Raw genomic sequence first — 13,529 nt, forward strand, 5'->3', positions numbered from 1 at the left:
GGCAAAGGATCAGGCCCGGAGGGTAAAACAATTGACCGGGCGCCAAGTGCAAAAAAATGTTTCAGGAAACATTCCCACGTCCATGTAGGAATGTCGGCGCAGTGGCTGTCAGGCGTTTTCTTTCTTCGGCTCGCGAATCTTGTACCAGGCCACATACAGCGCCGGCAAAAACAGCAGCGTCAGCAAGGTGGCGATGATGATCCCGCCGATCATCGCATAGGCCATCGGCCCCCAGAACACTTCCCGGGCAATCGGGATCATGCCCAGGCTGGCCGCCGCCGCGGTCAGCAGGATCGGCCGGCGCCGGTGTTCGGTGGCTTCCACCACCGCGTCCCACGGCGTGTAGCCGTCGCGCTCGTAGGCGTCAATCTGGGTCACCAGAATCACCGAGTTACGGATGATGATGCCGATCAGCGCGAGGATCCCGAGGATCGCCACAAAGCCCATGGGCGTGCCCGTGGGAATCAGCGCCAACACCACGCCAATCAGCCCCAACGGCGCGACGCTGGCCACCAGGAACATTTTCTGCACGCTGTGCAGCTGGATCATCAGGAAGGTCGCCATCAAGAACAGCATCAGCGGCACCACCCTGGCAATCGGCCCCTGGGCCTTACCGCTTTCTTCCACGGTGCCGCCGGTGGCGACCTTGTAGCCCACCGGCAACGCGGCGCTGAACTTGTCGATTTCCGGCTTGAGCTGTTTCACCAGGTCGGTCGGTTGCATGTCGTCGCGCACCGCCGCCTTGATGGTGATGGTCGGTTTGCGGTCGCGACGCCACACCAATGGCTGTTCAAGCTCATAGCGCACGGTGGCAAACGCCAGCAGCGGAATCGAGGTGCCGTTGGGCGTGACGATCTGCAGGTTCTGCAAAGTCTCCGGCGTACCGCGCTCGGCATCTTCGGCGCGGCCAACCACATTGATCAGGTAGATATCGTCATGCACCTGGGTCACCGACGCACCGCTGACCACGCTGTTCATCAACTGCGCCACGTCCTCCGACGACAGCCCCAATTGCCGCGCCTTGTCCTGGGCGATGTCCACCCGCAGGACTTTGCCGGGCTCGTTCCAGTCGTAGATGATTTCGCCCATGTGGGTGTTTTTATCGAGCATGGTCGCCAGTTCGATCGCGTGTTTGCGCACTTGGTCGATGTCCTTGCCAGACACCCGATACTGGATCGGACGCCCCACCGGCGGCCCCATTTCCAGCGGCTGCACGAAGCTGCCCACGCCGACAAAATCTTCCCGCAGGCGTTTTTGCAGGCGCGCAATCAAGGCTCCACGCTCTTCTAGGCCCTTGCTGACGATCACCAGTTGCGCGTAGTACGGGTTCTCCAGTTGCTGGTCCAGCGGCAGGTAGAAACGGATCGCGCCCTCGCCGATATAGGTGCTCCAGCGGGCGATGTCCGGGTCATCCTTGATGATCGCCTCAAGACGGTCGACGGCCTTGCGGGTCTCGTTGATCGAGGCGTTTTGCGGCAGGTTGAGGTCGACGAGAATTTCCGGACGGTCCGAAGACGGGAAAAACTGGTTCTGCACGAACTGCATGGAAAACACCGACGCCACAAACAACAGCACGGTAATGCCGATGGCCCACCAGCGGTTGCGCATCGCCCACAGCATGCCGCCATTGAACGCCCGGCCCACCCGGCCCGGCTCGGCGTTATGAGGTTTTACCTTGCTGCTGAGGATATGCACCCCGAGCACCGGCGCGAACAACACCGCGACCACCCACGACACCAGCATCGCCACGGCAATCACCGCAAACAGCGTGAAGGTGTACTCACCCGCCGAACTGGCATTAAGGCCAATCGGCACAAAACCGGCGACGGTCACCAGCGTACCGGTCAACATCGGGAACGCCGTAGAGGTGTAGGCGAAGGTCGCCGCCTGCTCCTTGGTTTCGCCTTTTTCCAGGCGCGTGATCATCATCTCCACGGTGATCATCGCGTCGTCCACCAACAAGCCGAGGGCGATGATCAAGGCACCCAGCGACACCCGCTGCATGGTGATGCCGCTGTATTCCATGAACACAAACACCAGCGCCAGCACCAGTGGAATCGAGCACGCCACCACCAACCCGGCACGCACGCCGAGGCTGATAAAGCTCACCACCAGCACGATGATCACCGCTTCAAACAACGCGCTGGTGAAGCCGCCGACGGCCTCTTCCACCACTTCTGCCTGATCGGAAACCTTGTGCACACCCACACCCACCGGCAGGTCGGCGGTCAGCTCGTCCATGCGTTTGTGCAGGGCCTTGCCGAAGTCCTGGATGTTGCCGCCCTTCTGCATGGCGATGGCCAAGCCGATGGCGGGCTTGCCGTTGAAGCGGAACATCGGCGTCGACGGGTCGACATAGCCACGGGTGATTTCCGCCACATCGGCCAAGCGATAGAAACGGTCATTGAGCCGCAGATTGACGTTGGCCAGGTCCTTCTCCGAGGCGAACTGCCCGGAAGTGCGCACCGAAATCCGCTCCGGCCCCGCCTCGATCACACCAGCCGGGGTCACCGCGTTCTGCGATTGCAGGCTCTGCACCACCTGGCGCTGATCAATCCCCAGAGCCGCGAGTTTGCGGGTGGAGAAATTCAGGTAAATCACTTCGTCCTGCTGGCCGATCATCTCGACCTTGCCCAGCCCCGGCACCGAACGAATCTCGGCGCGCGCTTGCTCGACGTAGTCGCGCAACTGGCGCATCGACAAGCCATCGGCGGTAAAGGCGTAGATAGAGCCGAATACATCACCGAACTCGTCGTTGAACGCCGGCCCCTGTAAACCCTGGGGGAAGCTGCCGCGGATGTCGTCGATCTTCTTGCGTACCTGGTACCAGATCTCCGGGATCGCCTTGGCGCTGGTGGTGTCCTTGAGGAACACAAACACCGTCGACTCACCGGGCCGGGTGTAGCTTTTCACGTAGTCGAGGGAGTCCAGCTCTTCGAGTTTTTTCTCGATGCGGTCGGTGACCTGCTTCAGGGTCTCTTCCTGGGTCGCGCCTGGCCAACGGGTCTGGATCACCATGGTCTTGATGGTGAACGACGGGTCTTCTTCGCGGCCGAGGTTCATGTACGAGAACACGCCCATCAGCAGCGCGACGAACATCAGGTACCAGACGAAGGACTGATGCTTGAGGGCCCAGTCGGATAAGTTGAAGCTCCCTTTCATCGCGGGCTGTCCTCGTCGATTTTGACTTTTTGCCCGGGCTTCAGGCTGTTCACGCCGGCACTCACCACGCGCTCGCCGGGTTTGACGCCAGCGTTGAGCAAGGCGCTGTCGGCGTCACGGCTGACGATGGTGACGTCACGGGGTTGTACGGTCTGGCTTTGGGTGTCGATCACCCAGATGCGGGTCTTGCCATCGGCTTCCTGCAAAGCGCTGAGGGGCAGTTCGATACGCGGAGCGATGGCTGAGCTCAAGGTCACACTGATGGCGGTGCCGAGGCGAAACGCAGGCGGCGTTTCGGCCAGGGTCAGGCGGGCGCGACGGGTGCGGGTGGCGCTTTGGGCCTGGGGTTCGATCTCGCGCACGGTGGCAGTCGTGCTGATGTTCGGGTCCATTTGCCCGGCGACCAGGAACACCACATCCGGCGGCAGGCGCTCGGCGAGGCCGGCGGGCAAGTCGATGACGGCCTCCTTGATGTCGGGACGCGCCAGGGTCACCACTTGCTGACCGGCGCTGACCACCTGGCCGGCCTCGGCATTCCACGCGGTGACGATGCCCGCGTGGTCGGTGCGCAGTTCGCTGTAGTTGAGCTGGTCCTTGGCCTGGTTGACCGAAGCCTTGGCTTGGTCGAGGGAGGCCTGGGTGGTTTTCAGGTCGGTCTGGGCGATGTCCAGTTGGGCCTGGGCGCCGACGCCACGGCTGAACAGTTCCTGCTGGCGGCGGGCATTGGCCTGGGCGTTGATCCACTGCGCCTGCACGCGAGCCAGGTCACCCTGGGCAGCACGCAACTGGTTCTGTTGATCGGTGGGGTCGAGCACGGCCAGCAAGGCGCCCTGCTCCACTTCGGCACCCACGTCGACCGCGCGCCGGGCAATGCGCCCGGGCACACGGAAACCCAGGTTGCTTTCATAACGGGCCTGGATGGTGCCGGCGAAGCGGCCGAGGTTTTCCTGGTCTTCGGACTTCACTTCAATCGACAGCACCGGGCGCACCGGTTCCGGCGCAGGTTCTTCCTTGGAGCACGCCATCAACAGCAGGCTGGCAGCGAGCAATACCGTCAGCCGCTTCATGGCTGCACTCCTTGGGCCTGAGCCTGATCCGGCGGCTGGGCGATTTCCACGATCATGCCGGGGTGCAGCAATTGGCCGCCGGCCACCACGACTTTTTCACCGCCCTTGAGGCCGTCGCTGATGATCACCTTGCCGGTGAGATAACGCGCGACCGTGACCTTGTGCAGTTGCGCCTTGCCGTCGCCGTCAATCAGCCAGACAGCCGGCGCGCTGATGTCTTTGGTCAAGGCAGCCCACGGCAACTCGATGCTGGCCTTGGCCGGCCCGTTGGCGGTGGCGCTGACCACCGAGCCCAGTTGCATGCCCTTGGGCAGCGCGTCGAGGGCGATTTTGACTTGCACCGTGCCGGTATTCGCAGCCACGGCCGGGGTGACTTCGCGGACCTTGCCCACGGCGGTAATCTGCGGATTTTCCAGCAGGCTGACGGTGATCGGTTTGTCCGGCGGCGGCTCTACCAGCAGCGACTCATAGACGTTGAACACCGCATCGCGCTCACCATCCCGAGCCAGGCTGAAAATCGGCACGGTGGCCTGCACCACTTGGCCGACCTCAGCCTGGCGCGCGGTGATGATGCCCGGCGCGTCGGCGATCAGCGAGGTGTAGCCCAACTGCTCACGGGCATTGGCCAACTGCGCCTGGGCGGCAGTCAACGCGCTTTGACTGCTGCGCAACGCGGCCTGGGCGGAGTCGTATTCGCTGCGGCTGGTGTAGCCCTTGGGCAGGAGTTTTTCCTGGCGCACAAACGCGGCGGCAGTCTGTTTGACCCGCGCCTGTTCGGCGACCACCTGGGCCTGGGCGGAGTCGACGTTGGTCTGCAAATCTTTCGGGTCGAGCTTGGCCAGCACTTGCTTGGCGCTGACGCGGTCACCGACATCCACCATGCGCTGGATGATCTTGCCGCCAACGCGGAACGACAGATCGGTCTGCACCCGCGCCTGGATATCGCCGGTCAAGGTCACGGCGGCGGCAAAGTCGGTGGACTTCACGGTCTGCACGAACACCCGGGAATGTTCCTTGGGTTCGGCTTTTTCCTGGCCGCAACCGCTCAACAGCGCCAGCAAGCCAAGGCCGAGAATAATAAATGTGGAGTTGGGACCGCCCATGCAGGCTCCTTTTGCGTGATGCCGCCGTGCCAGTGTCTATGCGACTGTGAGCTTAGAACAGGGTTCCTTATCTGCATGGAGAATCCCATACTCCAATGGTTCCCTCGCCGATAATTTTTCCCATGCTCAAGACCCTCGCGGTGGCCAATTACCGCTCGATCAACAAATTGGTGGTGCCGCTGGATCGGTTGAACCTGATCACCGGCCCCAATGGCAGCGGTAAATCCAACCTGTACCGCGCCCTGCGGCTGCTGGCGGAGACGGCACAAGGCGGCGTGATCAACGCACTGGCCCGCGAGGGTGGGCTGGATTCAACCTTCTGGGCCGGGCCGGAAAACATCAGCCGGCGCATGCTCAGCGGCGAAGTCCCGGTAGAGCCCGTCGTGCGCCAGGGCGCCAAGCGCTTGCGCCTGGGATTTTCCGGGGAGGATTTCAGCTATGCGATTTCCCTGGGGTTGCCTGAGCCCGGCGCGTCTTATTTCTCCCTGGACCCCGAGATCAAGAAAGAATGCATCTGGGCCGGGCATGTGTTTCGCCCGGCGAGCCTGTTGGTGCAGCGCTCCGGCCCGATGGTGCGCGCCCGCGATGGCCGAGCCTGGGATGTACTGGCCCAGCACACGCCGAACTACCACAGCCTGTTCGACCAGGTCGGCAGCCTGCGGGGGTCGCCGGAGGTGTTGCTGCTGCGCGAAAGCATTCGTGGCTGGCGCTTTTATGATCACTTTCGCAGCGACGTCGACGCTCAGGTGCGCCAGCCGCAGCTGGGCACGCGCACGCCGGTTTTGCATCACGACGGTCGGGATTTGGCGGCGGCGTTGCAGACCATTCGCGAGATTGGCGACCCGGAAGCCTTGCAACGGGCGATCAGCGATGCGTTTCCCGGCGCGCGGTTGAATATCCAGCCATTGCAAGGCGGACGCTTTGCCATCGAGTTTTATCAGGAAGGATTGCTGCGGCCGTTATCGGCGGCGGAGCTGTCGGACGGGACCTTGCGCTATTTGCTGCTGGTGGCGGCGCTGCTGACGCCGAGGCCACCGACGATGATGGTCCTGAACGAACCGGAAACCAGTTTGCACCCGGACCTGTTGCCGGCGTTGGCGCGCCTGATCATCCAGGTGTCGCAGCAGTGCCAGGTGTGGGTGGTGTCCCATGCCAGCCGCTTGATTGCGGCGTTGCAGCAGGATGAAGGGTGTAATTCGATCGTGCTGGAGAAGGTGATGGGGCAGACGCAGGTGGTGGGGCAGCGGGTGCTGGATGAGCCGGCGTGGCATTGGCCCAGCTAGGCGGTGCCTGTGAGGGCCTCTTCGCGAGCAAGCCCGCTCCCACATTTGTCCGCATTCCAAAGGTGGAACTCGGCCGAATGTGGGAGCGGGCTTGCTCGCGAAGACGGTAGATCAGTCACTCAATAGCTAACTGATCAGCCCTGCCACTTCCCGCCTTCAACAATCACACTCTCAGGCTTGGTGTCATCGCTCAGTTCCTTGCGAACATACTGGTCATACAGCTTGAGCAGATACTTCTCCTCGCCCAGCTTGGCCAGCTCGGCATTCACCCAATCCCGCAGTTCGATGTTGCCCTTCTTCACCGCCGGTGCAATCGGTGCCTCGTCCCCCAGTTTCTGCTCCAGCACACGGTAGCCCGGGTTCTGCTTGGCCCAGCTGAACAGCACCAGGTTGTCTTGGGCATAGGCATCACCACGGCCGGCCGACAGCGCTTGCAGCGATTCGGAGTTTTTCTCGAACTTCAGCAGTTTCCAGTCCGGGTGGTTCTTGGTCAGCCAGATATCCGCGGTTGTACCGGTGGTGACGATGGTGGTGCGGGTCGCCAGGTCGTCCAGGTCTTTCACCGGGCTGGCGTTGGCCACCAGTGCCTGCACTGCCACTTTCAGGTTCGGGTTGGTGAAGTCCACCGCTTCCTTGCGCTCAGGCGTCACGGTCATGTTCGCGAGGATCAGGTCGACCTTGTCGCTTTGCAGGAACGGGATGCGGCTCGCCGGTTCCACGGCAACGAATTCAACCTTGTTCTCGTCGCCCAGCAGGTCCTTGGCGAAGCGGCGGCCGATGTCGGTATCGAAGCCGACGTAGCGGCCGGACTCATCCACAAAACCAAACGGCGGCTTGTCGGTAAACACGCCGACGATCAGCTTGTCCCGCGCCTTGATCTTGTCGATGTAGCTCACCGCAGCCGGTGCCGGAGTGGCCGCAGCGGCCGTCTTGGCGGGCTCTTCGGTTTTATTGCAGCCGGCCAGCAAAGCGAGGCCGAACAGGGGGAATAACAACTTGGCAGTTTTCATAGCAGCTCCAATTCCTTGGTTCTTTTGGGCAGTGTTGAAACGAAGGAGAACTTCTCCAGGAACTGCTGCGCGCGTGCGGTTTGCGGGTTCGTAAAGAATGCCTCGGGGGTGTTTTGTTCGAGGATGCGGCCAGCCTCCATGAACACCACGCGGTCGGCGACGGCGCGGGCGAAGGCCATTTCATGGGTAACGATCAGCAGGGTCATGCCGTCCCGGGCCAGGCCCTGGATCACTTCCAGTACTTCCTTGACCATTTCCGGGTCGAGGGCAGCGGTGACTTCGTCAAACAGCATGACCTGAGGGTTCATGCACAACGAGCGGACGATGGCGATGCGTTGCTGCTGGCCGCCCGAGAGCTGGCGCGGATAGGCGTCACGCTTGTCTGAGAGGCCCACCCGTTCCAGCAGCTTTTCGGCTTGAGTACGGGCCTCACGGGGCTCGCGTTTTTGCACTTTCAACGGGCCGAGCAAAATGTTGTCGAGCACGCTCATGTGCGGAAACAGGTGATAACTCTGGAACACCATGCCCACGTCCTGGCGCACCTGGCGCCAGTCGGTGGCCTTGTCCAGCAGCTCCTTGCCGGCAAAACGCAGGCTGCCACTGTGGGCCACTTCCAGGCCATTGAGGCACCGCAGCAAGGTGCTTTTGCCGCAACCGCTGGGGCCGAGGATCACCACCACTTCGCCGCTTTGTACGCTCAGGTCGATGCCCTTGAGCACCTGCTGGTCGCCGAAGTATTTGTTGAAACCCTGAAACTCGATCAATGCGCTCATGCTTGGGCCCAGCGCCGTTCCAGCACCTTGGAGGCGGCCGACAACGGGTAGCAGATAAAGAAGAAAAACAGGAACAGCGCGCCGTAGATCAACACTGACTCGTAGGTGCGCTCGATGATTTGCTGGCCAACCTTGATCACGTCCACCACACCGATCAGCACCGCCAGGGAACTGGTCTTGATGATGCGGGTGTAGACGTTGATGGTCGGCGGGGTCATGCGTTTCAGGGCCTGGGGCAGCAGCACGTAGCCGTACAGCTGCGGGTCCGACAGGCCAATCGACAGGCCGGCTTCACGCTGGCCACGGGGCAACGAATGCAAGGCACCGCGCACCACTTCGCCGACTTCACTGGCGCCCCACAGCGACAACACCAGCACCGCGCACCAAAAGCTCGGGATACTCAGGCCAAAGAAAATCGGCAGGCCGAAGAACAGCAGGTACAGCCACACCAGCACCGGGATAGCGCGGAACAGCTCCAGGTAAATTCGCAGCACCAGGTTGATCGCTTTTGAATTCAGCGTGCGCAGCACGCCATACAACACGCCGCCGACGGTACTGAAGGCAATGCTCAAGAATGAGATCGACAGGGTTTGCGCAGCGCCCTTGCCCAGTTGCGGCAACGACACCCAGAGTAACTCAAGACCCGAACTGGCCATGCTGGAGCCTCCTTTCAAGGCGGCTGAGCAGCAGCGACAACGGCAGGAATAACAGCACGCAGATCAGCGTCAGCACTGCGAGCATTTCGTAGGTTTTGTAATAGAGGGCGATGTAGCTTTTGGTGGTGTAGAGAATTTCCGGCACCGCCACCGCCGACACGATGGTGGTTTCCTTGAGCAGGAAAATGAAGTTCGCAAACAGCGCCGGCAGGCTGAGGATCCCCGCCTGGGGCAGGATCACATGCCGCAGCAGCTGCCAGTGGGACAGGCCGATGGACTTGCCCGACTCGATCTGCGCCAGCGGCACCGCCTCGACCCCGGCGCGCAGCACTTCCGTGAGGTAGGCGCCGCCGAGAAAGGTCATGGTGATGATCGCCGCCCAGAACCCGGAAATGTTCAAGCCCAGGGCCGGCAACGCGAAGTAGACGAAAAACAGTTGGATCAGCAGCGGTGTGTTGCGCGCCAGTTCGACGTACAGCGCCACCAGGCGCCAGACGTAGGGCGTGCGAAATACCAGCAGCGCAGCATTGATCAAGGCCACCACTAACGAGGTGCCGATGGCGATCAGGCCGACTTGCAAGGTCACGCCCACGGCCTTGAGAAACGCAGGCAGCGTGCTGAGGATAAATGCGTAATCGAAGGTCATCTGAAATCCCTGACGCCGCAGGGGTAATGCGGCGTTGGTGCGGTCCGGTTCAGCGTGGGTAACGCCGAGTAGCGCCGACTTTAAAGGTATAAAAAGTAAAATTTAAATACCGAAATAGCATATTGATATCACCCAAATAGATAACCGGCGGATTCGCGGTGCAGGCGGATGACAGCTACTGTTCCCGGGAAGGTAGGAAGCGTCTTTTTATCGGTGCTGCACTTCAGGGATAGGCAGCGCATGGCCAGACTGAGGGCCAATCAACAGGCGAGGGAATGAGCGATGACAAAAGCAAAACCGATTGATCCGCAGGAGCTGGTGAAGTGGCTGGTGGCGCTGCGCAGGGCCATTAACAGCCGAAATATCTGAGCTGACGCTGTACCCAATGTGGGAGCGGGCTTGCTCGCGAATGCGGTGTATCAGTCAGCAGATGTGTTGGCTGACCCAGCGCATTCGCGAGCAAGCCCGCTCCCACATTTCGATTGCATTCCAGCCATAAAAAACGCCGACGCTGTAGAAGCCGTCGGCGTTTAAACCTTGAAGGAGGTTTTGGGGCTCGATCAGAACGCCGGCACGACGGCGCCGTTGTATTTCTTCTCGATGAAAGCTTTTACTTCAGGGCTGGTCAGAGCTTTGGCCAGCTTCTGGATCGCGTCGCTGTCTTTGTTGTCCGGGCGGGCAACCAGGAAGTTCACGTACGGCGACTTGGCGTCTTCGATGATCAGTGCGTCCTTGGCCGGGTTCAGGCCCGCTTCCAGGGCGTAGTTGGTGTTGATCAGGTCCAGGTCAACCTGGTCCAGTACGCGTGGCAGCAGCGCCGATTCCAGCTCTTTGAATTTCAGGTTTTTCGGGTTGCTGGCGATGTCTTTCGGCGTGGCCAGGGCGTTGGTTGGATCTTTCAGGGTGATCACGCCAGCCTTTTGCAGCAGCAGCAGGGCACGGCCGGAGTTGCTGCCTTCGTTCGGGATGGCCACGGTGGCGCCATCTTTCAGCTCAGAGATATTTTTGATCTTTTTCGAGTAACCACCGAAGGGTTCAACGTGCACACCGATGACGGTGACCAGGTTGGTGCCTTTACCCTTGTTGAAGTTTTCCAGGTACGGCAGGGTCTGGAAGTAGTTGGCGTCCAGACGCTTCTCGGCCACCTGCACGTTCGGCTGCACGTAGTCGGTGAAGACTTTGATTTCCAGGTCCACGCCTTCTTTGGCCAGGGTCGGCTTGACCAGCTCAAGGATCTCGGCGTGCGGGATCGGAGTGGCCGCGACCACCAGTTTCTCGTTGGCCTGGGCGAAGCTTGCAGTCAGGGCAGCCGCCAGTGCGGTAAACAACAGAACCTTTTTCATGCAGTGTCCTTATCGAAAATCCGGGTCGTCTGGGACGGCCGCTTTTTTAGTGGATGCCAGCGAAGTGCTATCGCGGCGTGGAGCGGACAATACCGAGGTTTTTTATTCCAGAACAATACTTTTTATTCACTTTGATATTCCATTTTGCTCATACAGATCCCAACCCTTTCAATAGACGCTTCAGCGCATCACGTTCGGCCTCGGTGCCGCTGCTGAGGATCTGTCGCGCCTGGTGTTCGATCTGCGCCACCGACGGCAGCGGCAGGTTCAAATGCTCCGGCAAAATCTCGTCGCCACTGCTGACCAACAGGGCAAAGTGAATCACGTTCTCCAACTCCCGGGTGTTTCCCGGCCAGGTGTGATGCTCCAACACGCGCTGGGCCTCGTCGCTGATCAGCGGCACCGGCAGGTCGAGGCGCTGGCTGTAGATGCCAAGGAAATACTCGGCCAGTGACAGGATATCGCCCACCCGCTCGCGCAGTGCCGGCAACTCCAACTGGCCTTCGCTGAGGTAATGGAACAAGCGCTCGTGAAACTTGCCGGCCGCTACGGCCTGGGCGAGGTCGATACTGGTGGCCGCCACCAGCCGCACATCCACCGGGCTTGGATGATGGGCCCCGACGCGAGTGACTTCGTGGTTTTCCAACGCCGCCAGCAACTTGACCTGGATTGGCAACGGCAGGTCGCCGATTTCATCCAGGTACAAGGTGCCGCCGTTGGCCGAGCCAAACCAGCCGGCACGGCTACTGGCTGCACCGCTGTGGCTGCCTGCGGCATAGCCGAACAACTCGGCGTCGGCGTAAGTCGGGCTGATGGCGCCGCAATTGACCGAGACAAACAAACCGGTACGGTCGCTGCCACGGTGGATATGCCGCGCGAGCAATTCCTTGCCGCTGCCGGTTTCACCGCGGATCAACACGGGCAAGGCACGGGGGGCGAGGTTTTCGAGGTCTTCGCGCAGTTGCCGCGAACGTGGGTCGACAAATACCAGCGCCTTGGCACGAATGCTCAGGGGGCTTTTTTCGGCGTCGGGGAAGGTCAGCAGGGGCTGACCGAAGGTTTCATGCAGGCTCATGGCAGACTCCCGCCCCATCCACGAAGGGGAAGGGGCGTTTAAAAAATTTTATGCACGGCGCCGGGAGTGATGTTCCAGGCGATTTTGCAGGCGATAGAGGTAGGCGAAACCCTGTTCCCAGCGTTGATGGCCGGACTTCACATTGATATGCCCGGCCCCTGCGAGAATCCCCGCTTCGGCGCCCCAGTTACGCGCCAGTTCCAGGGCGCGGGTGGCGCTGACGGCGCTGTCGTTGTCGGAGCTGACAACCTGGCTTGGGAACGGCAGCAGGTCACTGGGGATGGGCGCAAAGTTACGCAGGGCGGGAGCGCAGGCAGGGCGTTCGACATCGGCCGGGGCCACCAGCAGAGCGCCGCGTACCTGACGCAGGAACTGCACCGGTGCGGTGGCGGCCCAATGGGCGACGGTGATGCAGCCCAGGCTATGGGCGATCAGAATCACCGGGGTGCTGTCGGCGGCGATGGCTTCGGCCAGTGCGGCCACCCAGTCTTCGCGGCGCGGGGTGAGCCAGTCGGCCTGCTCTACGCGCGCGCTGTTGGGCAGGCTGTTCTGCCAATGACTTTGCCAATGATCTTCTGGCGATCCTTGCCAGCCCGGCACGATCAGATAACGAATCGACTCGCTGTGCATGGGTGTGCCCTCCTGCAGCGTTTAACGTTGTGGGTCAGTATAGGCACGGGGTATATATTCGTTAAGGAATAAGAAGCTATTTATTAATAACCAAAATGGTTGTTTGAGGAGGGTGGGGGGGATTTAGGGGGTTGGGGGTACATATCCGTTATTAAGGTAACGGCTTCGATTGGTTCCGCTCTTACAGCGGCTCACTTTTGAAAAGCGCAAAAGTAAGCAAAACGCTCTTGCCCCACCACTCGGCACCTCGCTTGGGCTCGGTGTGCCCGCACTCCGGCAGCACGAAGCGGGCCGCCGCGACGGGGCGTCCCTGCCCCGTCGCGGCTAAACCGGCGTCCTGCCGGTTTACCCGCTCCGTACTGCCTGCGTTCGGCCAGCGTGGTTTAACGGGGCGCCTAAGATCAAGATCAAAAGCAGATCAAGGGCACAGCGGCCTACAGGCCGGCTTGAGTGTGGTGAAGCAACAGCAACAGCAAAATCAGAAGCTAAAGCGGGCACGGTTCAAATGTGGGAGCGGGCTTGCTCGCGAAGGTCGTTAACGATGACGATGGCATCCTGGTTCAACGCGGCGTTCTCAGGTTTTTCGCGAGCAAGCTCGCTCCTACAGAAAAGCAGCTTTGCTTTCGCTTCTACCACTCAAGCCGGCCTGTAGGCCGCTGTGCTCTTGCTTTTGATCTGCTGTTGATCTTGATCTGCGGGCCCCGTCAACCACGATGGCCGGAGTGCGGGCATGCCGAGCCTAGGCGAGGCACCGAGTGGTGGGGCAAAGACCTTTTGGTTA

The 13,529-nt window shown here is 61.1% G+C and carries 11 protein-coding genes; 1 reads left to right on the forward strand and 10 read right to left on the reverse strand.

Features of this window, described 5'->3' with window-relative positions; genetic code table 11:
• Nucleotides 1-108 precede the first annotated feature (108 nt).
• Genes HBJ59_RS06555 through HBJ59_RS06565 form a run of 3 tightly spaced genes read right to left on the reverse strand, consistent with a single transcriptional unit; the run spans nucleotide 109 to nucleotide 5,332 of the window.
• Nucleotides 109-3,162: an efflux RND transporter permease subunit gene (locus tag HBJ59_RS06555; RefSeq protein WP_167663044.1), complete on the reverse strand. Its 3,054-nt coding sequence runs from the start codon at nucleotides 3,160-3,162 to the stop codon at nucleotides 109-111.
• Nucleotides 3,159-4,229 carry an efflux RND transporter periplasmic adaptor subunit gene (locus HBJ59_RS06560; RefSeq protein ID WP_167663045.1) on the reverse strand — a complete coding sequence of 357 codons (1,071 nt, stop codon included), beginning with the start codon at nucleotides 4,227-4,229 and terminating at the stop codon, nucleotides 3,159-3,161. The genes HBJ59_RS06555 and HBJ59_RS06560 overlap by 4 nt, the downstream gene beginning before the upstream one ends.
• Nucleotides 4,226-5,332: an efflux RND transporter periplasmic adaptor subunit gene (locus HBJ59_RS06565; RefSeq protein ID WP_076018206.1), complete on the reverse strand. Its 1,107-nt coding sequence runs from the start codon at nucleotides 5,330-5,332 to the stop codon at nucleotides 4,226-4,228. The genes HBJ59_RS06560 and HBJ59_RS06565 overlap by 4 nt, the downstream gene beginning before the upstream one ends.
• Before the next feature lie 122 nt (nucleotides 5,333-5,454).
• On the opposite strand from HBJ59_RS06565, the gene HBJ59_RS06570 reads away from it, so the two are divergent.
• Nucleotides 5,455-6,615 carry an AAA family ATPase gene (locus HBJ59_RS06570; protein ID WP_167663046.1) on the forward strand — a complete coding sequence of 387 codons (1,161 nt, stop codon included), beginning with the start codon at nucleotides 5,455-5,457 and terminating at the stop codon, nucleotides 6,613-6,615.
• A gap of 134 nt (nucleotides 6,616-6,749) precedes the next feature.
• Here the strand turns inward: HBJ59_RS06570 and HBJ59_RS06575 are convergent, their stop codons facing one another.
• From HBJ59_RS06575 to HBJ59_RS06605, 7 genes are all read right to left on the reverse strand, one after another.
• A complete protein-coding gene (locus tag HBJ59_RS06575; RefSeq protein ID WP_076018208.1) occupies nucleotides 6,750-7,625 on the reverse strand; it encodes a transporter substrate-binding domain-containing protein in 876 nt (291 codons plus the stop codon).
• Nucleotides 7,622-8,398, reverse strand: coding sequence for an amino acid ABC transporter ATP-binding protein (locus HBJ59_RS06580; RefSeq protein WP_076018209.1), 777 nt, complete (start codon nucleotides 8,396-8,398; stop codon nucleotides 7,622-7,624). The genes HBJ59_RS06575 and HBJ59_RS06580 overlap by 4 nt, the downstream gene beginning before the upstream one ends.
• On the reverse strand, nucleotides 8,395-9,054 hold the full coding sequence (locus HBJ59_RS06585) for an amino acid ABC transporter permease (RefSeq protein ID WP_063033610.1): 660 nt from the start codon (nucleotides 9,052-9,054) through the stop codon (nucleotides 8,395-8,397). Before HBJ59_RS06585 ends, HBJ59_RS06580 begins: the two co-directional genes overlap by 4 nt.
• Nucleotides 9,035-9,700 carry an amino acid ABC transporter permease gene (locus tag HBJ59_RS06590; RefSeq protein WP_063033611.1) on the reverse strand — a complete coding sequence of 222 codons (666 nt, stop codon included), beginning with the start codon at nucleotides 9,698-9,700 and terminating at the stop codon, nucleotides 9,035-9,037. Before HBJ59_RS06590 ends, HBJ59_RS06585 begins: the two co-directional genes overlap by 20 nt.
• Nucleotides 9,701-10,260: 560 nt before the next feature.
• Nucleotides 10,261-11,043, reverse strand: a complete 783-nt coding sequence (locus tag HBJ59_RS06595; RefSeq protein ID WP_010168878.1) for a MetQ/NlpA family ABC transporter substrate-binding protein — start codon at nucleotides 11,041-11,043, stop codon at nucleotides 10,261-10,263.
• 148 nt (nucleotides 11,044-11,191) lie between these two features.
• Nucleotides 11,192-12,118: a sigma 54-interacting transcriptional regulator gene (locus HBJ59_RS06600; RefSeq protein WP_167663047.1), complete on the reverse strand. Its 927-nt coding sequence runs from the start codon at nucleotides 12,116-12,118 to the stop codon at nucleotides 11,192-11,194.
• 48 nt (nucleotides 12,119-12,166) lie between these two features.
• Nucleotides 12,167-12,748 carry an alpha/beta hydrolase gene (locus tag HBJ59_RS06605; protein WP_010168877.1) on the reverse strand — a complete coding sequence of 194 codons (582 nt, stop codon included), beginning with the start codon at nucleotides 12,746-12,748 and terminating at the stop codon, nucleotides 12,167-12,169.
• Nucleotides 12,749-13,529: the final 781 nt, after the last annotated feature.

The organism is Pseudomonas sp. AN3A02 (assembly GCF_011765255.1).
Taxonomy (GTDB): domain Bacteria; phylum Pseudomonadota; class Gammaproteobacteria; order Pseudomonadales; family Pseudomonadaceae; genus Aquipseudomonas.